General features: G+C 41.2%; 19 protein-coding genes. 3 read left to right on the top strand and 16 right to left on the bottom strand.

Features of this window, described 5'->3' with window-relative positions; translation table 11 throughout:
* Window positions 1-153: 153 nt before the first annotated feature.
* The 5 genes from ppdK to BMW61_RS05945 all read right to left on the bottom strand — a co-directional run bounded on the left by ppdK (window position 154) and on the right by BMW61_RS05945 (window position 7,575).
* Entirely contained in the window at window positions 154-2,790 is a 2,637-nt protein-coding gene (gene ppdK / locus BMW61_RS05925) for a pyruvate, phosphate dikinase (RefSeq protein ID WP_091820320.1), read from the bottom strand.
* Between the two features lie 101 nt (window positions 2,791-2,891).
* Complete coding sequence (locus tag BMW61_RS05930) at window positions 2,892-3,773, bottom strand: glycerophosphodiester phosphodiesterase family protein (RefSeq protein WP_022763114.1); 882 nt, start codon at window positions 3,771-3,773, stop codon at window positions 2,892-2,894.
* A 168-nt stretch (window positions 3,774-3,941) separates the two neighbouring features.
* A complete protein-coding gene (locus BMW61_RS05935) occupies window positions 3,942-4,814 on the bottom strand; it encodes an aldo/keto reductase (RefSeq protein WP_091820321.1) in 873 nt (290 codons plus the stop codon).
* Window positions 4,815-4,923: 109 nt separating this feature from the next.
* Window positions 4,924-5,793, bottom strand: a complete 870-nt coding sequence (locus BMW61_RS05940) for a phosphoribosylaminoimidazolesuccinocarboxamide synthase (protein ID WP_022763112.1) — start codon at window positions 5,791-5,793, stop codon at window positions 4,924-4,926.
* Between the two features lie 141 nt (window positions 5,794-5,934).
* On the bottom strand, window positions 5,935-7,575 hold the full coding sequence (locus tag BMW61_RS05945; protein WP_026499009.1) for an ABC-F family ATP-binding cassette domain-containing protein: 1,641 nt from the start codon (window positions 7,573-7,575) through the stop codon (window positions 5,935-5,937).
* Window positions 7,576-7,749: 174 nt separating this feature from the next.
* On the opposite strand from BMW61_RS05945, the gene BMW61_RS05950 reads away from it, so the two are divergent.
* Window positions 7,750-8,307 (top strand): hypothetical protein, encoded by a 558-nt coding sequence (locus BMW61_RS05950; protein WP_091820323.1) that lies wholly within the window; start codon window positions 7,750-7,752, stop codon window positions 8,305-8,307.
* A gap of 57 nt (window positions 8,308-8,364) precedes the next feature.
* Here the strand turns inward: BMW61_RS05950 and BMW61_RS05955 are convergent, their stop codons facing one another.
* Both BMW61_RS05955 and BMW61_RS05960 read right to left on the bottom strand, forming a co-directional pair.
* Window positions 8,365-9,210: a PHP domain-containing protein gene (locus tag BMW61_RS05955; RefSeq protein WP_022763109.1), complete on the bottom strand. Its 846-nt coding sequence runs from the start codon at window positions 9,208-9,210 to the stop codon at window positions 8,365-8,367.
* Between the two features lie 77 nt (window positions 9,211-9,287).
* Window positions 9,288-10,844, bottom strand: a complete 1,557-nt coding sequence (locus tag BMW61_RS05960) for a GGDEF domain-containing protein (protein WP_175475109.1) — start codon at window positions 10,842-10,844, stop codon at window positions 9,288-9,290.
* Between the two features lie 162 nt (window positions 10,845-11,006).
* Between BMW61_RS05960 and BMW61_RS05965 the strand changes: the two genes are divergently transcribed.
* The gene (locus tag BMW61_RS05965) at window positions 11,007-11,813 is read left to right on the top strand and encodes a Cof-type HAD-IIB family hydrolase (RefSeq protein WP_091820327.1); all 807 of its coding nucleotides are present in this window, start codon (window positions 11,007-11,009) and stop codon (window positions 11,811-11,813) included.
* Window positions 11,814-11,819: 6 nt separating this feature from the next.
* Here the strand turns inward: BMW61_RS05965 and BMW61_RS05970 are convergent, their stop codons facing one another.
* The 5 genes from BMW61_RS05970 to BMW61_RS05990 all read right to left on the bottom strand — a co-directional run bounded on the left by BMW61_RS05970 (window position 11,820) and on the right by BMW61_RS05990 (window position 17,519).
* Entirely contained in the window at window positions 11,820-14,177 is a 2,358-nt protein-coding gene (locus BMW61_RS05970) for an EAL domain-containing protein (RefSeq protein ID WP_091820329.1), read from the bottom strand.
* The gene (locus BMW61_RS05975) at window positions 14,155-15,255 is read right to left on the bottom strand and encodes a GGDEF domain-containing protein (protein WP_091820331.1); all 1,101 of its coding nucleotides are present in this window, start codon (window positions 15,253-15,255) and stop codon (window positions 14,155-14,157) included. Before BMW61_RS05975 ends, BMW61_RS05970 begins: the two co-directional genes overlap by 23 nt.
* 176 nt (window positions 15,256-15,431) lie before the next feature.
* On the bottom strand, window positions 15,432-16,079 hold the full coding sequence (locus BMW61_RS05980; protein ID WP_091820333.1) for a GNAT family N-acetyltransferase: 648 nt from the start codon (window positions 16,077-16,079) through the stop codon (window positions 15,432-15,434).
* A complete protein-coding gene (locus BMW61_RS05985; protein WP_091820335.1) occupies window positions 16,076-17,029 on the bottom strand; it encodes a DUF2156 domain-containing protein in 954 nt (317 codons plus the stop codon). The genes BMW61_RS05980 and BMW61_RS05985 overlap by 4 nt, the downstream gene beginning before the upstream one ends.
* 88 nt (window positions 17,030-17,117) lie before the next feature.
* Window positions 17,118-17,519: a hypothetical protein gene (locus BMW61_RS05990; protein WP_091820337.1), complete on the bottom strand. Its 402-nt coding sequence runs from the start codon at window positions 17,517-17,519 to the stop codon at window positions 17,118-17,120.
* A 166-nt stretch (window positions 17,520-17,685) separates the two neighbouring features.
* Here BMW61_RS05990 and BMW61_RS05995 point away from each other — a divergent pair, with 166 nt between their 5' ends.
* Entirely contained in the window at window positions 17,686-19,017 is a 1,332-nt protein-coding gene (locus BMW61_RS05995; RefSeq protein WP_091820338.1) for a hypothetical protein, read from the top strand.
* A gap of 5 nt (window positions 19,018-19,022) precedes the next feature.
* On the opposite strand, the gene BMW61_RS06000 is transcribed toward BMW61_RS05995, so the two are convergent.
* From BMW61_RS06000 to BMW61_RS06020, 4 genes are all read right to left on the bottom strand, one after another.
* Window positions 19,023-19,766 (bottom strand): hypothetical protein, encoded by a 744-nt coding sequence (locus BMW61_RS06000; RefSeq protein WP_091820340.1) that lies wholly within the window; start codon window positions 19,764-19,766, stop codon window positions 19,023-19,025.
* Window positions 19,763-20,500 carry a queuosine precursor transporter gene (locus tag BMW61_RS06005; protein WP_091820342.1) on the bottom strand — a complete coding sequence of 246 codons (738 nt, stop codon included), beginning with the start codon at window positions 20,498-20,500 and terminating at the stop codon, window positions 19,763-19,765. The genes BMW61_RS06000 and BMW61_RS06005 overlap by 4 nt, the downstream gene beginning before the upstream one ends.
* A gap of 410 nt (window positions 20,501-20,910) precedes the next feature.
* Complete coding sequence (locus tag BMW61_RS06010; RefSeq protein WP_091820345.1) at window positions 20,911-23,223, bottom strand: Ig-like domain-containing protein; 2,313 nt, start codon at window positions 23,221-23,223, stop codon at window positions 20,911-20,913.
* Window positions 23,224-23,811: 588 nt separating this feature from the next.
* A complete protein-coding gene (locus tag BMW61_RS06020; protein ID WP_330388414.1) occupies window positions 23,812-24,750 on the bottom strand; it encodes a DMT family transporter in 939 nt (312 codons plus the stop codon).

The following is a 24,750-nucleotide window of genomic DNA, read 5'->3' on the forward strand; positions in this document are numbered from 1 at the left end:
AAAGTATATATGCAATTATTATAGCTGTATTTCATGTATGTTTAAATACACATTTACACCTAAAAAAAAGATTCCCCTCTTGCATTAAACAAAAGGGGAATCTCTTATATTTTACTCATTCACACCGAACAAGTTTTAAGCCTTAGGCAAAAATTACTTGTTTGCGATAGCTGCCTGAGCTGCTGCAAGTCTTGCAACAGGTACACGGAAAGGTGAGCATGAAACATAGTCAAGGCCAATCTTGTGGCAGAACTCAACTGATGAAGGATCTCCACCGTGCTCTCCGCAGATACCAACGTGAAGCTTAGGATTAACGGGCTTACCAAGCTTAAGTGACATATCCATAAGCTTACCAACACCTGTCTGATCAAGCTTAGCGAAAGGATCGTTCTCGAAGATCTTCTCATCATAGTAAGCGTTAAGGAACTTACCAGCGTCATCACGAGAGAATCCAAATGTCATCTGTGTAAGGTCGTTTGTACCGAAGCAGAAGAAATCAGCCTCTGCAGCGATCTCGTCAGCTGTAAGAGCAGCTCTCGGGATCTCGATCATTGTACCAACCTCATACTCAAGCTTAGCGCCTGCAGCTGCGATCTCAGCATCAGCTGTCTCTACAACTACCTTCTTAACGAACTTAAGCTCTTTAACTTCACATACAAGAGGAATCATGATCTCAGGCTTAACGTTCCAATCAGCATGCTCCTTCTGAACCTCAAGAGCAGCACGGATAACAGCCTTAGTCTGCATCTTAGCAATTTCAGGATATGTAACTGCAAGACGGCATCCTCTGTGACCCATCATAGGGTTGAACTCGTGAAGAGAAGCGATGATAGCCTTGATCTCCTCTACGCTCTTACCCTGAGCATCTGCAAGCTTCTTAATGTCTTCCTCTGTTGTAGGAACGAACTCATGAAGCGGAGGATCAAGGAATCTGATTGTTACAGGGCAGCCCTCAAGTGCCTCATAAAGAGCCTTGAAGTCTTTCTGCTGATAAGGAAGAATCTTCTCAAGAGCAGCTTCTCTCTCCTCAGCTGTGTCAGAGCAGATCATCTCACGGAATGCAGCAATTCTGTCTTCCTCGAAGAACATGTGCTCTGTACGGCAAAGGCCGATACCCTCAGCACCAAGCTCACGAGCCTTCTTAGCATCAGCGGGTGTATCAGCGTTTGTACGAACCTTAAGCTTTCTGAACTGATCAGCCCAATCCATGATACGGCCGAACTCACCAGCGATCTGAGCGTCTACAGTCTTGATAACGCCATCATAGATGTTACCTGTTGTACCGTCGATAGAGATGAAGTCTCCCTCGTGGAACTCTTTACCAGCAAGTGTGAACTTCTTGTTCTCCTCGTCCATGTTGATGTCGCCACATCCGGAAACGCAGCACTCACCCATACCACGAGCAACAACGGCAGCGTGTGATGTCATACCACCACGAACTGTAAGGATACCCTGAGCAGCCTTCATACCTGTGATATCTTCAGGTGATGTCTCAAGACGAACAAGGATAACCTTCTCACCTCTCTCAGCCCATGCTACAGCATCATCAGCTGTGAATACAACCTTACCGCAAGCAGCTCCGGGTGAAGCACCAAGACCCTTACCCATAGGAGTAGCAGCCTTAAGAGCAGCAGCGTCAAACTGAGGATGAAGAAGTGTATCAAGGTTACGAGGATCGATCATTGCTACAGCTTCTTCAGGAGTCTTGTGTCCCTCATCAACAAGGTCACAAGCGATCTTAAGAGCAGCAGGAGCTGTTCTCTTACCGTTACGGCACTGAAGCATATAGAGTTTCTTGTTCTCAACAGTGAACTCCATATCCTGCATGTCGTGATAGTGGTTCTCAAGTGTATCACAAACCTTGATGAACTCAGCGTATGCTTCAGGGAATTCCTTCTCCATCTGAGCGATCGGCATAGGTGTACGAACACCGGCAACTACGTCCTCACCCTGAGCGTTGATAAGGAACTCACCCATAAGCTTATTCTCACCTGTTGCAGGGTCACGTGTGAATGCAACACCTGTACCAGACTCATTATTAAGGTTACCGAATACCATAGGCATTACGTTAACAGCTGTTCCCCAAGAATAAGGGATATCGTTGTCACGACGGTAAACGTTTGCACGAGGGTTATCCCATGAACGGAATACAGCCTCGATAGCGAGCTTAAGCTGCTCTACAGGATCTGAAGGGAAATCAGAACCGAGCTGGTTCTTGTACTCAGCCTTGAACTGCTCAGCAAGCTCCTTAAGATCAGCTGCTGTAAGATCTACGTCAAACTTAACACCCTTCTGCTCCTTCATCTTGTCGATGAGCTGCTCGAAGTACTTCTTACCTACTTCCATAACAACGTCTGAGAACATCTGGATGAAACGACGATATGAATCATATACGAAACGCTCGAATGCAGGATCAGGATTGCCCTTGATCATTGCAGCAACAACCTCGTCATTAAGACCAAGGTTAAGAATTGTATCCATCATACCAGGCATAGATGCACGAGCACCTGAACGAACAGATACAAGAAGAGGATTGTTAAGATCACCAAACTTCTTGCCGTTGATCTCTTCCATCTTCTTAACGCCTTCCATAGCCTGAGCCATGATCTCGTCGTTAATCTTACGTCCGTCCTCGTAGTACTGTGTGCAGGCCTCAGTTGTGATTGTGAAACCCTGTGGTACCGGAAGACCAATGCTTGTCATCTCAGCAAGGTTAGCACCCTTACCACCGAGAAGGTTACGCATTGTCATGTCACCTTCGCTAAACATATAAACCCACTTGTTTGCCATGTTCACTACCTTTCTTACCGATTATTCGATTCGGTAAAACCCTTTCCATTTATGTTACATTTTTATAATTAACTATGTCGAACATAGTAATTACCAATTGATCATGAAGGAATGAATCCCTCAAAAATAAAGATATCAAAGAAGTCTCGGTTCCTATCCAGTTCTTCCTGGCTCTTTATCGTCCAGGCTGCCGCTGTATTCTTATATAGTCCGCGGCAAAGCTTCCTTGATAAGTTACGTTGATATTTGTGATTATATGCCACAAAATCAGGTCTTGTAAGAAAATTAAATATGAGGAATGCGAGTGCATAATACAAAGGTGTATGCCATAATTTCTCAGGTTCTCTGAAAAATTCCTCTGAAAGCTGTCCTCTGAAAATATCTTTGTGATGACGCTTAAACCAGTATAATCCAAGCGGATTAAACGACTCTATGCAATACACTCCGGTATAGCCGCGAAGAATCTTATCCACTACCGCACATACCGAAACATCAAACAGTTCTATCTTGAGCTCAATGATAAGCGGAATCTTGCCATCCACAAGTTTAAGAAAGTCTTCAAACTTCGGAATCTTCTCATCAGATTCAAGCAAATGAAACTGCTGCAGTTCTTCATAGGTGTAATCTATCACCTTACCTGCTACCCCAAGGCTACCGTCCTCATTCCTTACGGCATCCTCAGGTACATGTCCCTCTTCATATCTGGCTACTCTGGCCAATGTAAAATCATGGAAAACTACGGGAACCCCATCCCTAGTGAGCTGAACGTCAAGCTCTATTCCATACCCCGCATCGACAGCCTTTTTAAAAGCAGCCATTGAATTCTCAGGTGCTTCTGTATTATTGTCGTGCAATCCTCTGTGTGCGTACAAGTTCTGTTTGAGAAGTTTCTCTGCTGACGGTCTTCCAATCATCCTTGGCATGATCGCCAAAAGGTAAAGAACTACCAAAACTACTATTATAATCAGAAGAGTTTTCAACATATTACATAACTTCCTTCAAACCCTTATTTAAAACGCCTAGGATATTTTAATATCTAACTTAAAATTTGACAAGTACAAAAAAAACGAATGTCAAGACTTTTTTTACAAAAATCTTGACATTTTTGATAATAATCACTATAAAAAGCTTATTTTACAACTAATTCACACTTAATTCCGGCCTTTTTGAATAGTTTTTTCATCCGGTGAATGTCCGGAGTTTCCATATGGCTCCAAGGCATCTATTTTTGCCATATCTTCGTTAGAAAGTTCAAAATCAAATATTTCAGAATTAGACTTAATTCTGTCCTCATGCACCGACTTTGGAAGCGGCAAAATATCATGTTGCAAATCCCATCTTAGGATTATCTGAGCCGTACTCTTACCATACTTCCCCGCCAATTCCACCAAAACAGGATGTTCCAGTGATCTGCCACGGCCGAGCGGACTCCAGGCTTCCACAAGAATACCGTTGTCCTGACAGAATTTCACTGTGTCCGCCTGCATAAATCCCGGATTAATCTCAATCTGATCAACTGCAGGTATGATCTCCGAATCCATAAGTGCGTTCAGATGATGAGTTAGGAAATTGGACACTCCGATAGCTTTTACTCTGCCACTCTTATATATCTCCATCATGGCTTTCCAGGTTGATCTGTTTGTATTTTCCCAATCGTCGTCAAAGGCATATGAAGAAGGCCAGTGAACAAGATAAAGATCAAGATAATCAAGACCTATCTCATCCATTGTTTTCTCAAATGCACGAAGTGTCTTATCGTAACCGGCTTCCGTCTTCCAGACTTTACTCGTCACAAATAGATCCTCTCTCTTGCATCCCGAAGCCTGAATATAGTCCTTAACTGCATTGCCTACATACTTCTCATTTTCATAAAAAGCTGCTGTATCAATATGAATATACCCAAGTTCCAGAGCTGTTTTCACAGACTGATAAGCTTCATTCGGATCTTTAATTTTGTAAGTACCAAATCCCAGGCATGGAATTGAAGTTCCGTTATTTAATTTAAATTGTGTCGATAATGACATTCTGCTCCCTCCTGCTCATAATCAATTAAAATGTCTACTAAATAATAGCATAAAAAACAGCATTATCATTTATTCGACAATGCTGTTTAATATCATGTATTATTTTATATTACAGTTTCTTTCCGGTCAAAAGTTCATAGGCTTCTTCATACTTAGCGATAGTCTTATCGATTACGTCCTGAGGAAGGTTGTAGTCGCTTTCAGGGTTAGCCTTGAGCCAGTCTCTTACAAACTGCTTATCGAATGAGGGCTGTGATTTTCCGGGTTCATAACCTTCTACAGGCCAGAAACGGCTGCTATCGGGAGTAAGCATCTCATCACCAAGAACTACCTCACCGTTTTCGTTAAGGCCAAACTCAAACTTGGTATCTGCGATGATGATGCCTTTTGTTCGAGCATAATCAGCGCATTTTTTGTAAAGAGCGATAGTATAATCGCGGAGCTTTTCTGCGTATTCCTGACCATGTCCGGGGAAATCTCTTTCAAGCACTTCAACAGAACGCTCAAAGTCGATATTCTCATCGTGATCACCGATCTCAGCCTTGGTGGAAGGAGTATAGATAGGTTCAGGGAGCTTGTCACATTCCTTCAGTCCCTCGGGAAGTTTTATTCCACATACGGTTCCGTTTTCCTTATAGCTGTTCCAGCCGCTACCCGTAATATATCCGCGTACAATGCACTCGATAGGAAGCATTGTAAGCTTTTTGCAGAGCATACTGTTGCCGGTAAACTCAGGCTTTCTGAAAAACTCGGGCATATCAGCGGTATCTGTGCTGATCATGTGGTTACTTACAATATCCTTAGTGTAATCAAACCAGAACTTTGACATCTGGGTAAGAACAGTGCCCTTCTTCTCAACCTTGTTCTTAAGGATTACATCAAATGCTGAGATTCTGTCGGTAGCTACCATAATGAGTGCATCACCCACATCATAAATCTCACGAACCTTACCTTCTTTTACCGGACTATATTCCTGCATACTTCTTTCCTCCCTTTGGCTTTAACGTTGTTAACCTCATCCGCCTGCTACGCAGGCACCTTCCCCAGAGGGGAAGGCTTTATATTCAGTTGCTCCGTAGGCTCTTTTTCCCAAAAACAACTTCATATGCATACATAATGATCAGTCATCATTATCTTCGTCTTCGTTAGTGCTGTAAACTGTACGTTTTCTTGCCATCGCATCACTTTCGAGATACTCATCGTAAGTAGAGCGCTTATCGATAAGTGAGCCATCAGGCAGGATTTCCATTATTCTGTTTGCTGTTGTCTGAACTACCTGGTGGTCACGGCAGGCAAAAAGCTCAACACCGGGGAACTTGATCATACCCTGGTTAAGCGCTGTGATTGATTCCATATCAAGATGGTTAGTAGGCTCATCAAAGATGAGGCAGTTTGCACCGCTTATCATCATCTTACTGAGCATGCAGCGAACTCTCTCACCTCCGGAGAGAACCTTAACCTTCTTAACACCATCCTCACCGGCAAAGAGCATACGGCCAAGGAATCCGCGGACATAGGTTACGTCCTTAATCTCGGAATAGCCTGTAAGCCACTCGGTGATTGTATAGTCATTGTCAAACTCGCTTGAATTATCCTTGGGGAAGTAAGCCTGTGAAGTAGTTACACCCCATTTATATGTGCCCTCGTCGGGCTCAATCTCGCCGGAAATAATCTGGAAAAGAGTTGTCTTTGCAAGCTCATTTCCACCGACAAATGCGATCTTGTCATCATGCTGAACAACGAATGAAATATTATCAAGAACCTTCTCGCCGTTAACAGTCTTGCTGATTCCGTCAACTGTAAGTACTTCGTTTCCGATCTCTCTCTCAGGTCTGAAATCAATATAAGGATATTTTCTTGAAGAGGGCTTAATAGTATCAAGCTCGATCTTCTCGAGAGCCTTCTTACGTGAAGTAGCCTGCTTAGACTTACTTGCGTTAGCTGAGAATCTTGCAATGAACTCTTTAAGTTCCTTGATCTGCTCTTCCTTCTTCTTATTGGCTTCCTTCATCTGACGAATCATCAGCTGTGAAGACTCATACCAGAAATCATAGTTACCTGCATAGAGCTGAATCTTACCATAATCAATATCAGCGATATGAGTACATACCTTATTAAGGAAGTAACGGTCATGGGATACAACAATAACAGTGTTCTCAAAATTGATAAGGAACTCCTCGAGCCATGCTATAGCATCCATATCCAAGTGGTTGGTAGGCTCGTCGAGAAGCAGAATGTCGGGATTACCGAAAAGCGCTCTCGCAAGAAGTACCTTGACCTTCTGATTACCATCAAGTTCCTTCATGAGCTTGTAGTGGAACTCAGTCTCGATTCCAAGGCCGTTAAGAAGGCTCTCTGCATCTGACTCAGCTTCCCATCCGTTCATTTCAGCAAATTCAGCTTCAAGCTCACTTGCACGGATACCATCTTCATCAGAGAAATCTTCCTTTGCGTAAATAGCGTCCTTCTCCTTCATGATCTCATAGAGACGGGCGTTACCCATGATAACTGTATCAAGCACAGTGAATTCATCATATTTGAAGTGATCCTGCTCCAGGAAAGAAAGACGCTGGCCGGGAGTAATAGCAATATCTCCGTTGGTGGTCTCAAGCTTACCTGATAATATCTTAAGGAAAGTAGATTTTCCCGCACCGTTGGCACCAATTATTCCATAACAGTTGCCCTCGGTGAATTTTATGTTTACATCCTCAAACAGAGCCTTTTTACCGACTCTTAGTGTGACATTGTTTGCACTGATCATATTGAAAAACTACCTCCGATCGTGTTTCTTCTATAATTAAGTAACCAACTTGGTATTATATTTGATACCCCTCAAAAATGCAATGTCTATTTATTGACAAAATACCTTGAAAGTCGTTAAATTATTATCGTATGTGAGGGGAACTATTCATTTTATTTCTATGGAGGAAAAAGTATGAAAACAAGAAACAAAATTGGGGTAATGAAAAGAGTATTATCACTCGTAATGGCAATGGTATTTGTACTCGCTATGCCGTTAACAGTAGAAGCTAAGGTTAAGACTGTTAAACCTGTAGCACACAAATTCGCTACACGCGCTTCTGAGTTAGAGCCAATCTCAACAGAAATATCAAAGGGCACTCACAATGTTGTTGTCAAAAAAACCGAAGGTGTTTTCTGTGAGGGCTATGTAAAATTCGTAGCACCGGAATCAAGAACATACACCATTACAGTCAGCAATATAAAAGCAAAGGGTGCAAAAAGCTGCCTTGGATCACTTTTCGGACAGACCCGTCCTGTAAATTCAGATTCAGACGTTCTTGATTTTGCTTATTTTGACACAAAAGGAAAAGAGCACAATTGGCTGAGTGTAGGCTCCAGAAAGTATAAAAATTATCTTGCCAAGAGAACCGGAAAAGTCACTCTTGAAGCAGGACAGACTCTTTATCTTCAGTTGTCCTTAGTCACCAGTAAAAAGACTAAGTCCGCTTCTGCAAGAATCAAAATTAAATAATTTTCAGAAACAGAATATATAGAAAGAACAGCATCGCCATACTGACGATGCTGTTTTTTATTTCCTATACTCTTTAATTTTTTCCACCACCTCATACGGAACAACCATCCTGCCGGTACCGCAGCCAAGATCTATATGCGGTTTATTTCCGCCATGAAAATCCGAGCCGCCACTTATCAGAAGGTTGTACTTAGCCGCAATACTTTTCATGTCCCGCTCATCCTGTGCAGTATATGTTCCATATATAGCTTCGATACCCACAAGCCCCGCATCCTTCATGGAATGAACAAGCTCATCCATCGCATCTCTTCCAAGTCCGTATAGTACAGGATGGGCAAGAATCGGAATTCCGCCACCTGAAATAATCTGCTCTATTGCCATTTCAGGTGTTATTTTTTCCCTGGGTACATAGCATGGGCAATGATCTCCGATGAATCTGTCGAACGCCTCCTTAATGCTTGTTGTATACCCCTTTGCAAGAAGGAGTCTTCCGAAATGAGCCCTCGTAATTACAGCTCCGGGATTATTCTCCACCAGTTCCTCATAGGTTATCGGCATTCCGGCGTCTGTCAGCTTTTTACACATTTTCCTGTTGCGTTCTTCCCTGGAATCAATAAAGCTTTGAAGTGATCTTTTGAAATCATCATCCTTATAATTGATATAAAGGCCGACCACATGAACATCCTTGCCATTTCTTACAGTTGAATATTCGATACCGGGAATTACTTCAAGATCAGGATACTTATCTCCCTCTTCTATCGCCTCCGAAAGGCCGGAAATAGTATCATGATCGGTAAGAGCTATTGCAGAAAGCCCAATTTCATGGGCATACCTGATAAGCTCGGAGGGGCTGTAGGTCCCATCCGAAGCCGTAGAATGAGTGTGTAAGTCAACTTTTTTCATACCTGTCTCCGTATAATCAAATTATATAACCAGTAGCAATAATCTTCGTTTTTTGCAGTTACTATTTTAACATACTATCAGTCTCTCGTTGCCCGCATCTCTTTCTTATTTTCATACATCATACTGTCAGCTCTTTTAAATACATCACTTACATTCTCATCAATTCCCGGTGAATATACTGCAAGTCCAATAGCGGCTGATATTTTTTCCCAGGGCTTAAGAGTATCATCTTTTTCCATCTCTTTTAATTTATTTGCAAACTCATTAAGAAGTGCATCTTTGTTATTAAAATCACTTCCCCATAATACCACGGCAAATTCATCTCCGCCCAAACGAAATACAGGCGAATGGCAGAAGATTTTACATACGATATCGCAAAGTCTCTTAATTGCTATGTTCCCCTGCTCATGACCATAATTGTCATTTATGCGTTTCAGGAAATTAAGATCAATCATGGCAATAGCAAACTCAACATCAGGATTACGCCTAAGCTCCCTGTCCAGCTTTATTATCTCTTTGTCATAGGCTGTCTTGTTACGGATTCCCGTAAGGGCATCCTTTTGGGCAAGTTCCGCCATCTCTGCTGCATGTTCCTTGGTGCTATGAAGCTCCTTTGAGGTCTTCATCAGGTTCAGCATATAATCGTTAAGTTCACGAATCATAGCAGCTGTTCTTCTTGCGAGATTTGTAATCTCATGGTTTCCCAAACTGATGTTATCGAATTTATCAGCCATGGAAACCTCTTTATTATCTGCATATTCGTCCATGAACTTTTCCATCTTACGAAGCTTAAAAATGTATTGGTGGTTTATAAACCACAGCATGCTATACATACACAGCAATAAAATAACAGCCACTATTACCACTTCTTTAATAGTGTTATTCAGAATTCCTTTGTTGACCGCTTCCACGGTGATATCCGCACATACTATGCCTATCATCTCCCCGCTTACATATAGTGGAGTATAGTATCCATAAGTCTTGCCGAACTGATTATCATAGGAATCATAGCCGCTGGGACTTTTTCCAGTCTGATATGTCTCCCATAGCTTGGGATAACTGTCTTCAGGAACCTCCACATCAAAATCGAACTCCATGATGCTCTTTCCGTCTACTACCTTTTCTGTTCTGAGTCCGTCGAAGACATAGTACATAAGCGGAGGCGTATCAGTCGGTACAAGATAATAAACGTATTCAGTACCAAACTCCTCATTGAATTCTTCAAAAATATTCAGCCATTGCTCATATTTATATGTAGTAAAAGCTATTTTAGCTTCATCAGTCATATCAGAAAACGCTATGGTTTTCTCAAAAACTTCTCCGCCGTATTGCTCGGAAAATATTCTCTCCCATTCGTTTCTGGCAGGAATATAATTGCCGTCGTAATCATATGGGATGACTATGCTCTCATGGTTCTCAAGGAAATATTCCTGCATAAGCCTGAATTCATCTCCGTCAGCTTCAATTAAAGCTTCAAGACAATTAGTAACTTCCTTGATTCGCCTCTCCTGCTGCAATGTGTAGTTGTCTTCCTGGATCATATAGGTAGCTACCGCGCTGATTACTATCATAATTATCATGAATAACAGAAAAATAATAGTAAATCTCGCCAGAAGCCCGAATCTTTTCTTCATAAGCGAATGCTCCCTATGGCTAAAGTCCCCTACTTTCATTATATGCGCCAAAACTAGTATCAAAATAAACGTAATCTTATAAAAAAATAAACTTTTACAGATGTGATATAAAAGTTTATAATGCAAAAAGTATTGTCATTTTGTTTTTGAACGGAGTTTTATATGAGCAAGATTTTTTTCACAGATTTGGATGGTACGCTTTTGACCAAAGAAAAAAAGGTGTCTCCCGTTACCATGGAGGCCCTTATACAATTTACAAATGCCGGTAATCATTTTGCCATTAATACAGGTCGTGCTTTAGAGAGTGCAATGTCTGTACAGAGAGAAAATAATCTGTTTTTCCCCGGAAGTTTCCTTATTGCCTATAACGGTTCACAGATCTATGACTGCGACAATAAGAAAGATGTATACAGAACCGGTATTCCTTTTGATATGATTCCCGACATCTTTGCTTTATCAAAAGAATACGGTGTTCACTGCCACACCTATACAGATGAAAATATAGTTACTCCGGCCGAGGATGAAGAGCTTAAATACTATAGAAGAGTGATACATACCCCATATATAGTTTCAGAAGACATAAACTCTGCTCTCACCGATATCCCCTGCAAAATAATAGGAATAGAGCTTCATGACAGAGAAAAAATAGATCGTTTCAAAGCTGCTGTCGAAGAACTTGCCGGAGATAAGCTTACTCTTCTGTACTCCAATCCCTACTATCTCGAAATATTTAATTCAGAGGCGGGAAAAGGAAGCGCAGTTACAAGGCTTGCAGATTACCTGGGCATTCCTCATGAAAACACTTTGGCGGCAGGTGACGAAGAAAACGATATCTCAATGATCGAAGCCGCAGGTCTTGGAATCGGAATGATCAACGGAACAGATGATGTAAGAAAAGCCGCCGATATTATCACCGAAACCGATAATAATAACGACGGCCTTGCAAAAATTCTTCTGGCGAATATTTAAAACTCTCTATTTAAGCAATTTCTCGAATTCAGCTTCGGGCAAAGGCTTGTAAAAATAGAATCCCTGAATATAGTCACAGTCCGCATCCTGAAGGAACTTAAGCTGTTTCTCATTCTCCACTCCTTCAGCCGTAACCTTGGCACCTATGGAATGTGCGAGCTTTATCGTAGAAATAATTATGGATTCGGATTTCTTGTTGATACCGATTTTCCTAATAAAGCCTATGTCGAGTTTTATAATATCAAAATCAAAGGTTTCAAGCATTGATAATGAACTCATACCGCTTCCGTAATCATCAAGAAGGATCTGAATTCCATGCTTTTTTAGTTTGCCAAGATATTCAAGAGCCTTTGTCTCAAGATCCGCATAGGCAGACTCGGTTACCTCAAATCTGACCATAGCAGGCTCTATCTTCTTGCCTTTTATTGATTCGAATATATTTTCCATAAATAATGAATCATAAAAATCCACTCTGGAGAGGTTAATCGCACAGGGTACCGCCATTTTTCCGGCAGCATAACACCTTTCAATAAAATCAATCCCGCTTTCAAGCATGAATTTATCAAGAATAGCTGTCTTTCCCTCCGATTCAATAATAGGAATAAAATCTCCGGGAGATACCATACCAAGATCTCTGTGCTGCCATCTTATAAGCATCTCCGCACTGACTATCTCTCCTGTCTTCGCATTGACTATTGGCTGATAATACGGCATAAACTCATTATCTGCCAGCGCGCGTTCAAAATCCGACAACAGGAATCTCTGCTTTACATAATTCTCCTTCATCGAATCATCATAGTACGCAAACAGCTGATTTCGCTTGTTGTTTCGAATACTCTTTTCAGCGAGCTTCGCCCCGTCCAAAATAGCGGATATACCAACTCTCGGATTTGTTATACGGAAAATTCCGCAGTATATTTCGTAGCTGTATTTTATGGATTCAGTCCTGAAAACCTGCCGGCACATCGATTTTATATTTTTTTCAACAAGGTTCTCATCCGCAGTTATAAGGGCAAAGTTATCCCCCTCCAGTCTCCCCATAAGAACAGGATGAAGATACTTTCTGAGGGCATCCCTCGTCTGGAATATTACAAGATCTCCCTTTTGATTGCCAAACAATTCATTTACGGCTTTCAGCCCTTTTACATTAGCAAACACGAGTGAATAGTGGTCATCTCGGTGCAATTCGGACAGGAAGAGCTTTGCTCTGTCCAAAAAGCCTGTCCTTGCATATTCATCTGTCATCCAGTCATAATCAAGAACAGATGTTATGTCAATATAAATCATCATCAGCCAGTCCGGATACCCCGGAACTTCCTTTGCTCTGATGTTCTTAGCGCGGCGACCATCCTCATAATCCACATGAACAGTTCTTACAAACTCGCCTCGCTTTGCCAATTCTTCCTGTATTGAGGATATTCTGACCTGTTCGAGAAATATCTCCTGCTCCTCCTTTACAAGTGTCTGCGAAAGTCTTTTGCATATTTCTTTATAATCGAATCTGCTCTCTGTGAAAATTCCCCAGAGGCTCACATCCAAATGATAGACCTCACATCTTTCTTCATTCTTTTCTACAGCAAAGATCATGTCATAGCCTTCGGAAATAAGGCTTCTTATCACAGGCTGTTCAACATAACTCATAAACGGAATAATTTTTCCCGGTTTAATGGGATAAATAACTCCGTCTTCAATTACTTCACCTTTTCCGAAAAACGAGGTCTCTCCGTTTTTTACTTTAAAATAACTACCGTCAGATATCAGATAAAATTTACAGCCAAAGCTGTCAGGAATAACAATATCATCTATTAAATTCAGACCATCCACACTTCGCTCTCTTATATAATCTCTGTGAGGAATTATCTGAATGTTAGTCAGATCCAGGCCATCCGAAAACCTGACATAGTTGGGATCTACCGCTTCACCTTCAAGTTCCGGCGTATGATACACATAGAATGCAGCATTCATCGCACCTGCACCCTGTCCGATAATAACGCCATCATATCCAGAAAGTGCTTCCTTTAATCCTATACGCTTCATAAATGCAAGCTGCGACGGAGCATGACCGCTTGCGAGGAATATCACATCTGACCATGCCACCATGTCATTAGCCGAATCCTCTTCCGTTAGAGTTTTACATTCACTGACAGATATATTTGCAGAAGCAAATATATCCAGAATGATCTGCCTTTTTTTCCCGTTTTCTTTAACCTTCTCCGGATTGCAAGGCACATAGAGGAGTTTTGCGTCTTTAGGCCATTCAGTTTTAAGTTCATCAAAAAAGCCGTAGTTATCCAAGGGTTCTGCTTTTTCTCGAGCCCCCTGCACTTTATATGGGATAAAACTACTTGTCAGATAAAGAACCATGCGCCTTCTCCTTAGTCATATCCTTATTTGCGTACATCATTCTGTCTGCCTTATCATATACCTGCTCATGTGTATCGCCTTCATGCCGCTTAGCTATACCATAAGCAAAGCTTATCGGAAAATCACCGTATTTCTCATCACAACTGCCTTTCTCCAAAACAGATGCTGCAATTGCATCAAGCACCTCCTCTGAATCTTTGGATACAAGGCAGAATTCATCTCCGCCAACCCTGTATAGCCTTCCATGACCTTCAAAAGCATCTGCCAGAGTCCTTGCCGTTGCGTAGATATAACGGTCTCCGGTTTTATGACCCTTGGTGTCATTATATTTTTTAAGATCGTTCATATCGACCATCAAAATAGCATTATATTTGTCTTTAATATATGCCATAGTTTTCTCGTAGGCATTTCTGTTTGGAAGATTCGTTATAACATCCTTTTTGTTGTAAAGCTCAGATACCGCCAGATACATAAGCAGATACGCTATCCCAAGTCCTACCCACAAAGTTTTAAGATCATAGTTAATCCATGACGCAAGGAAGCCCAAGAGCATTGTAAGACCGACAAATCCTGCAAGAAAGATGTTTTCATAATCAAAAGCCGTGGCAATAACCATATCTGCAAGGAGTATCATAAAAGCCCCAAAACATAGTATATGCATCACCAGTCCAAAGGGTCTGAAAACCATGTAGGAATCTTTATGATAAAAAACAATCGGAGTGAAGATATTGGCTATGTCCGATATCGCAAGAATCAGCATAAGGATAAGACCCACGAAATGTCTGAGTCTCCTGCCTCTTTGTATATATATTATAAAAAAGGTACTAAGTCCCACCGGTATCAGCAGGGAAATAATGCAAGTAACTAAATTTAGAATATAATCGGTTGACTCATTGTTCGGAAGTGTATATTGAAGCACATACCACAACATATCAAGGCAGTAGAGACCGGCAAGCATCGCACCGGAAAAAAGGATGCCGAATCTGGCATCTTTTCTCAGATGCTTATTATTTCGAACAAGCACAGCAACATAAATAACTATTGCAATACCTATTATGTCGGAAAACTCGATCCACATAATGAAGTCTCCTGCTATATGTGCTCATTATCAGTGTCTTATCGCATAACTTCCCAATAATATAATCATACATTTTTATTATAAACTTATCTTATTCACAATTGGCGCAGTTTAGATTTTTTTAAGATAGTTTTCAATAATAAAAAACCTGAGACATATAAATGCACTCAGGTTTCTCATACTTCTTCACTTATATATATTCTTTTGCTCTTAAGCCATTTCAACGCGTCTTCGTCACTGTCAAAAGAGTAACCAGCCGCTTCGCAAAATGAATCAAGATCCGTGATTTTGGCCATTATGATTGGGCTATCCGGTAAAACTTCTCCGCTATCCTCCGCTCTTAATGCTTCTTCCTTGTTCATTCTCCTTATATAATCTTCATCTCTCATACAAAAAACATCATAGCGTTTCCTGATCTCTACAAAATCCCGGATTCTTTCTGTGATAAAGTCGCATATCTTTTCAAATCCCATCCAGGAGTATATTGATTCATCCACGGGCATGAGATAAATAAACGGAACGCGTTCTTCTTTCATAAGTTCAAAAGCTTCCCGAAAAACTGCGGACATCTGCCCCTCATGGCGTCTGCCCTCTTTGGTTGCCACAGCCACCACATAGTAACTCTTAACAACCTTTCCGCACAAATTTATATAATATGGATTCAGATGAAGCATTGATATTACCTCACCATCCTCCAGGCTGACTATCATACGATTGTCCAGGCACTTATCCAAATAATAATAATCAACAAAGGCTTTAGGATCATCAAAAGCCTCTTCATACAGACTTCTTGTTTTGTTTTTATCCAAATACTCTGTTATCATGCTATTTTCTCGTATAAATGATTGCACGCTGCCTTCTCACAGACTCTGTATTTCCTGGCATAACCAATTGGATTATAACTCTCCTTAGCCCGTCTTAGTCCTTCGATGCCCATGTCATCCTCTCTGTTGACAATTTTAGCATCCTCATATGAATTAAGTAAAAACTGCTGATTTATAACCTGATATATACCGGGGATATTGGAATTGCCTTTTTCGATGCTAATAACTGCCATCTTCTCCCTGCTGTTATAAGAGCCGATTGTAAAGGCTTCCAAAACTTCATCGATAAAAATACCGCCTACTCTAAAGGTCACCTTATCACAGTTACGCAAAATATCAATAACTCCATCCTTTTCAACAAGAAGCGTATCTCTGCTCTCTACACCTTCGGATAATCTGGTCTCCACCCATTTTTCCATAAAAATTTCAAGAAAATACTCATCGACACAGCACATGGTCTTATACTCCCATCTGCCCTCATACTCCTTCATGAATTTGTTTATAAGATTTCTCTTCTTCTGATATTTCTTACCCGGAAGAGTTCTAAGTTCTTCAGCATCATAGAGATAATCCTTAAGGTCACTTTCCTCTTCTACCATATAATTTGGATTATTCAATAATCCCAGCACATCAAGCGCATCTTCATCTGCCAGGTCTATCCTGAGCGGACAGCCAAGCTCATCATTAAAATATTTTTTCAAAAGCTCAAAATATTTGGGAAGCTCCTCTTCTCTACAATAGGGCATTGCCGCAAAATATCCCGCTTCATCTTTCATAAGAATAATTGCAGCCTTGTCCTCTATATATACCTCTGTGTTATATAAATTCTTCCAAATATAGGTATCAAGAACTGTGCTGTCACAGGTCTTATTTCCTCTTAGTGCATAAATCTCCGAAAGCTTTGCAGCCTCTTCAAATGACGGTTTGTGGAATGTAAGCTTTTTATCCATGACTTTTTCTCCATATAACAATATTGCCGCTTGCGCTACTTGATTGTATACAATCAATATATATTATTATTCGGAAAATGTCAATTTATTAGTATCTCATAAAGTTCCTGATCGTGATTGCTACTGATGCTACCACATAACAAATCCCGAAAAATGTATTCAGCATCCATCCCTCGAGCCCGGCTGCTCCCTCGATGCCCAAAATCATCATTCCTGCGTATCCGGTCGCAAAGCTGATAACACAGCAGACTATGACCATCAGCATCATTATGATGTCTAACTGCCTGTTTGTTCCGTTTGCAAACAAAAATGCCACAAATGCGGCAGTGCCGTAAGCAACGCCAAACATTCCTCCAATAAGACCTATCATAAGCACTGTCGGTATCGTTCTTAAATCAAATGTCTTCCAATGTAAAACATGATCCAGTCCTATTGTGGATAAATATAAAAATACCGGGATTATTCTAAGTAACGGATATTTCTTTTTCATCACATGTCCCCTTTTACCTTTTTATACATACACTCCATGATGTGTGTTTCATGATGTTCTACTAATAATACAGTCGGCATCCGAAAAATGTTGCAATTAGTCGGTAATATGCATTATTTTGTATAGGAACACATGTTAAAAATCACTCTTACTGTGGAGGTATAAAATGTTCAAAAAACAGTATGTAAAAATAAATGTTATAGCTGCGATGTTTTCAGCTCTTGCGATTGCATTTGCAACAAGCGGATGTGATACTCCCGCAGCTAAAAATAATACCGGTGAGTCCGAATCAACATCAGAAAAAGTTGAAGTTTCTACCGACAACACAAATGAATCCAGCACAGAAAATACTACAGAAGAGGACGACAACCGCGTTCTGTATCAGAGCTACCTGAATAACACGCTTCGCGTAGAGGGTAGCTATTTCCTGGAAAAATATCAGGAAATGATAGATCTATATGGCGAGCTGCAGGCATATTATTACGATGTTGATGAGGATGGAGAAAAAGAACTTCTTATCAATGAACCTTCCTACGGCTTTGATATTTTTGATGTAAAGGACGGATCTGTTTATCTTCTTACCTGTGGAGACGGAACTTCGGCTTTTTGCTCTGTTTATGAAGGTAACGGACATACATATATCAGCCACAGCGACTTTTCTCATATGGGAAGGCAGTACCAGGATCTGGCCAGATATGATGCTGAGGGCAGGATTGTCGAACAGATGAGCATCTATGCTGAGTACTTCGATGCTGAGGAAGACGTCTATAACGAAAACAGTGACTTCACCTACAATGGTAAGCCCATAACCATGCAGGAATACGAAGCCTACATGGATACTTACAAATTTGTTGACCCTGATGTAATGGAAAAAGCAGTTTTTGATATGCCTGCTCCTACTGCCAAAGCAAAAACTGACTACAATATTTATGAAGAATACTACACCATCGTTGATCAGGCTGATCCGCTTAAATGGGATGGTTTTCAGCTGATTGACCTTGACGAAGACGGCACACTGGAACTATTCGCGACCTGTACCAATGAAAACAGGCCTGATCCCGGAATGCAGCCCTACATGATAGTCTGCTATAATGATCAGGGCGTTGTTATGAATGATGATTTAGGTGACGGAGTCGCTTCAGCCGGAGGTTACAGAGGAACTCTCTACTATCTTCCCGGCACCGGCAAGCTGCTTGACAGCGCAATCCAGGCTCCTCTGGGCCTCCCTTCCGACACAATCTATGAGATGAAGGACGGCTCAATCAACTATACTCAATATGGCGGCTTTGATGTGACAGAATACCCGGATGATGACGATTATAATAGCTGGGATCCGATGGAACACGGCGAATGGAATTGGATGAATGAACCCGTTTCAGAAGATGAATATAAGCAAAAATTTTTAGAGGCCACGGAAAACACTTCCGGTATAGCCATGAGTGAAATTGACTACATGGATAAGGAATCCATACTAAAAAAATTGAAAGAACTGATGTAGGGCAATCAAATATCATGCCCTACATTGTGATCGTTACCTTCGTCCCATTCATCAAAAATATCAATCCTGGGATTATCAAGTAACTCTTTATAAAAATCACTACTGTAAAAATCTGTTATGGCAGCCACATCCCGCAAGGGGCCTCCCGGAACTGTAGTGAAAATACTCAGGTTTATACGTTTAAAATGCGCAAGACCAATCTCTATGTCCTTCTTTAGCTGATCAATGGTCTGTCCCTGCATGCCATACATCAGATTAATCCACTGATAATGCTCAGATAATCCTTCAGGGGTGACACCGGGTAATCCCTTATGCAAATAGTCCTCCCTGAGTTTTTCATCAAAGGTTTCCACTCCGCATCTGAAAAGAACATCGATGTCGTAAGCTTTAAAAAAGTCTACGAAAAAAGGATTACTGTCCCTGTAAATGTAATGCCCCTCAAGGATGACGGTTTTTATATCTTTTTCCGCGCAGGTTTCCCTTATGTAATTCATGGTGGTAAAAGGAAGCTCGGTATAAGAAGCAGAACAGGTAACGTCAAGGCATGAAGAGCCAATATCTTTGCCTCTTACCTGCTTAAGAACCTTCTTGTTTACAGCGTCGCATGCCAGGACAGAAGATGATTTATCATCCTGATAATCGCAGAAGGCGCATTTCCCCCATGAACATCCAAGTGATACCAAAAGCACATTTTCCCTTGGCAGGGCGCTCTTATTATCAAACTGATATCTTACAAGATCATGTATCATGCTGCAGCCTCGGTGACATCTTCCGCATCTTCTTTGTTTTCTTCATTTTCCTCTTCAATAAGAATTCCTGATTTTTTGCTGATTTTCGCAAGGTACAGGAAAGGTGTATCGCAGAGAGCAATAAGCATCTCAATCAGTGAGCCTGCAACTGCTATCTCAAGGCAGTAAAGGAGATCATATGTGCCGATAAATGCAAGAATGGAAAATGCAAAGTTCTCAGCACAGTTGCAAAGGATTGTGGAGATGTTATTTCTAAACCACATGTGTTTTCCGTTGGTTTTTTCCTTAATCTTCTGATATAAGATTACATCGAGCCAGTTTGACAGCACAAACATAAGACCGGATGCAGCTGTGATTCTTACTGACATAGCAAAAATAGTCTTCATACCGGGATCCACAGCGTCATAAGCGTTGGGGATAAAACTCTGGGTAAACTGCGCAAAAACGATGTATGCGATAAGTGAAGCGGCCGCAATTTTAACGGCATTTTTGCTGGCTTTTACGCTGTATTTTTCATTGAGGATATCTGTAGCCAAATAGGTTGAAGCAAACATTACATTGCCGAGCGCAGTGGATATACCTGCAATATCGACCTGCTTTGAAACCTGTATGTTGGCAAATACTACAGCAAGAGCCATCCAGGTATAAAGCCCCCACTTGCCAAAAAGCCTGTCCATAATTACAACGCCGGAAAAACAAACGACTAACTCAAAAATTCCAAGAAATAAATTCATTATCTGTAACCTCTCTTTATATATGCTCAGAGCAGGTCAGAAACAACGAATCAAAAAAAACTCTGCGCATTAGCACGCAGAGCAATCAGAATACATAGATATTTCCAATCAGCCCTGGTTTTGTTTAACGACAGGATGGTGCAAACGAACTGTCGGTGTCGAAAAGACCTTGGCTATCTTACACTGTTTGAAATATCATGTCAATAAAAATTTGTCATCTGAAAAGAATCTAAAGAAACATATGACTTCCTGCTGGCAAATATAGAAAATGTCCACTGGAATCCGGCTTTTCCAGACTCATATCTTACACGTAATCAGTTAAAGAGTAAAAGGGAGCTGTGTACAGGCATCTGCTCGGCCTGGTGCACAGCCCCCATAAGCTCAGTTATTTTTTGTAGTTGTAGGCTATCTTACTTTACAGTCACGGTCACCTTCTTTGCCAATCCATTTCTAGAATATACATAAACCGCACAATTGCCGGCGCTTACGCCTGTTACTTTTCCGTTCTTATCAACCGTTGCGATACTCTTATTGGTTGATTTGTAGCGGAATTTTGCAGCATGGCTATCGGAGAGTTCCTTCTTCTTGCCTTTTTCAAGGGTTGTTGATGCCTTGATCTTGGATGTCTTTCCTACTGCTACAGTTATGGTCTTTGTTGAGAGCTTAAGCGTTTTGATGTTCTTATATTTCTTGTTGTCTTTTCCAGCGAAGTGAGCTGAGACGGTCTTTCCGACCTGATTTCCATCACTGTCATATGCAACAACATAGAGCTTAAAGTTCTTCTTAAAGTTGATCTTCTTATTGTTTATCTTCTTTAATGTTATGGTGTTCTTCTTTGTTGTAGCTGTTGCCTTCTTGGAATAACTATTTCCACAGTAGGTTGCATATACTTCATAATTTGCAACACCTTTAGTTTTATCCCATGAAACAGCGATTTTTCCATCCTTCTGAGTTATCTTTACACCTGAGAAGAAAATGTTACCTGCTTCTGTATCAGCTTCATCAGCATATGCCAGAGCAAAGGTTGAAAAACCATCCAGGCTAAGAGGTATGGACATTGATGTAGTTTTAGCTATTACTTTTGCAGCCTTGTTATGTATATGAATCACATAAAAGTTTCTCTTGACTCCTGCCGGTGCCTTGAGATTATCCGGTACCTGTAAAGTAACTTTGATCACTTTTTTACCTGTTTCAGTCACTTGCCTTGCTTCGCCCTGACCTACCTTAATCCATAGAGAAATATCAAAGAACATGCCGACTTTACTATTCTTATTCTCATTTTTCAGTGCATTGTCAGTAAGATTCTTTTCTTCTTCCGGAACAGAAGAATCAATATTTGTCATCTGCAGCGTAAGTGATACGTTATCACCGGAATTAACCTTAGCTTTCTCTTCGTCTGTCATAACGCCTTCAGCAAGTTCAGAATCAAGGCCTTCTACCTTTACTTCAGGAGTATCATCCTTTTTCTCTACTTTTGTTTCGATAGTACTATCGTCTTTCTTTTCTTTTATTTGGACTTCTACGCATGACAGATCAGAGTCTTTATGTGAGTCATCTCCTACAACTTTGTACCATACATAATAGGTTCCGGCATCGGTGCCTTTGGGGGTGGATGTGCTCCAGCCATTTGTCGGAGCTGTGGTTGCGTCCTTGCCTAATGCATACTGCATCGTGCCGCCGGAAGCTTCGCCGGCTGTCACCAGTTCTTGTGCCGCACCGGTGTGGGTCAATTTCTTGGCTGTCGGAGCAGTTGTTACGGTTGCAGCTGGTTTTTTGTAAGGGAACAATAATTTTTTGTAGGATCCCAGGCTTCCACCGCTTGTATTTATGGGGATTTCTGTTCCATCACCAGTTCCTTCTACTGTGGACCAACCCTTGCCTGCGACAGAATTAATGACCTTTTGATTAGTATAAATTGCCCTTGTTGTACCAGTTATGGTTACGGAAGTAATGTTTGAACCGATTTCTATATCATAAGAACCGCCCATTTTAATCCCATACTTTCCACCTTTCACTGTCACATTTCCACCTGTAAAACTATGTTTACCATTATAACCGGATATTGCAGCAGCATCAGGATTACTGTCGTCCTCCGCTATCGCAGTAACATCACCGCCTTTTATGCTAACACCATAACCAGCATCAATTCCTTGTTTAGCTCCCTTCGCTTCCACAGTTCCACCATTTATGACAACTTCAAATTTAGCGTTTATTCCGCTAGAAGAATCTCCCAATGCATTGATTGTTCCGCTATCGATTTGTACGCCTCCACCTCGCATATAGATTCCGGATGATGTTCCTTGTGTAGTAAGGGTACCATTACCTGAGAAATTAAATTTACCATGATAGTCATAACTGCCACACATTCCAAAACCGATGTCATCCCCGGAGATAATGTTATTTCCACTTAATACAATATTGAGGGCATTATTGTTATTTTTATGATAATAGATTCCTGCCTTACCCCAGTTATCCTGGAAGTGATACCCACTTGTAATAATCGCATTATTCAGGGTAAGTGTGTTGGAAGCCACGTCATAGCTAATTGTTGGCGTAGCCTCTCCTGTGATATTCGCTGCATTAGCGCTTGTCACCTGCACGTTGTTGACCCAGAGGGTGGGGTAATCATCATCAGCATACGCCGTCAAACTCATCCCCGGGATCAGCCCAAGCACCAGCGCCAGGCTGAACAGGAATCCTAAAAAACTTTTCTTAATTCTCATAAGCTATTATCTCCTTTACTTCTTATTCACGACTGTTATGGCTGCCGCAAAGCCATGTTACACAACACAAAAAGCCGTCGAATAAGACAGGGCTCTAACCCCTGTCTTATTCGACGGTTATCCATCATTAATATATTCTATTTTAGCCCCCAAAAGGGCACAATAATTGTGCTGTACCAGAAGCGCTGTCACAATCTCTGATTTGTGTAACAGCGCCCATCTCAAAACTACCCAAGAAGCTGAGCTATAAGCGAAGGCTGATTGGCTGCAGTTGACGGGTGTTCCGTTCCGTTCCGTTCCGTTCCGTTCCGTTCCGTTCCGTTCCGTTCCGTTCCGTTCCGTTCCGTTCCGTTCCGTTCCGTTAACAGTATTTGTTCATTCATCCTGCCTGTCAATACCTTTTTTTCACTCAATACAAATACCCCTCATATCACAAATGCAAGTCATACCTTTATTTTACAGGATATAATCTAAAATATGTATTAAGCAATAGAGAAAGTATTCTTAATAGTTGATTTAATTCAGCTCTGGCAAAATCTTATCCACATCATACTCAGGGGCATATTTTTCTGCTGTAGTTATTTCATCTTACTCTTTTCTATTAACTATCACGACGCCTGCCGCTACGAGTACCAGAGCTACGATTCCCCTAACAGAGAACGCCTCATTCTTCTCGCCAAGAAGTATCGCAGACAGAACAACACCCATTACAGGGTTCATGAATCCAAGGATTGAAACTCTGCTAACGGGATTATGCTTTAGTAGAATTCCCCATAAGGTATAAGCGCCGGCGGAAATAAATCCCATATATATGAGATTAAGTACGCATAATGCGCTTCCGAATATGAGGTGCCCGCCCATGAAAAATCCGATTGTAAACAGAATTACTCCGCCAAGCATGAACTGATATCCGCTAAGAACAACCGGGCTTTCTTCCTTTGAATAAATCTTGATGAAACACGATGATAGCGCATAGAAAAACGCTGCTGTAAGCATCGCACCTTCGCCTTGAAGTGTAACCGCTTCGCTTCCAAAGGCATTTATTCCGCCAAAGATCAGAAGTATTCCGCAAACCCCTACCACACACCCAATAAATTTCCTCAGTGTAAATTTCTCAAAATGAAACAGATAGACCGCTACAAGAATCGCAAAGAAATTGCCCGACGCATTTATTATCGATCCGCGCACGCCGGTGATATGAGCGAGTGACATAAAAAAGAAGCAATACTGTCCCACGGTCTGGACCATGGAAAGCACTACAATATACTTTGTCGAACCCTTTCCGGGAACAAGTACTTTCCGGTTGATTATAGACCCGAATGCTATCGTCATAATTCCTGCCAGAAAAAACCTAGCTCCAGCAAGCATAAGCCTTGATGCAGTATCATCAGGGCCTATCCTGAACAGTTCATATGCTATTTTAATTGCCGGCAAAGCGCTCCCCCATAACACACAGCAAAAAAAGGCTGTTAACAAAGTTACGGGGAACCATGCCCATATGGATTTTTTATTATTCATAGCACTCAT

Origin of the sequence: Butyrivibrio sp. ob235, assembly GCF_900109475.1 — a bacterium.
In the GTDB taxonomy this organism is placed as follows: domain Bacteria; phylum Bacillota; class Clostridia; order Lachnospirales; family Lachnospiraceae; genus Butyrivibrio.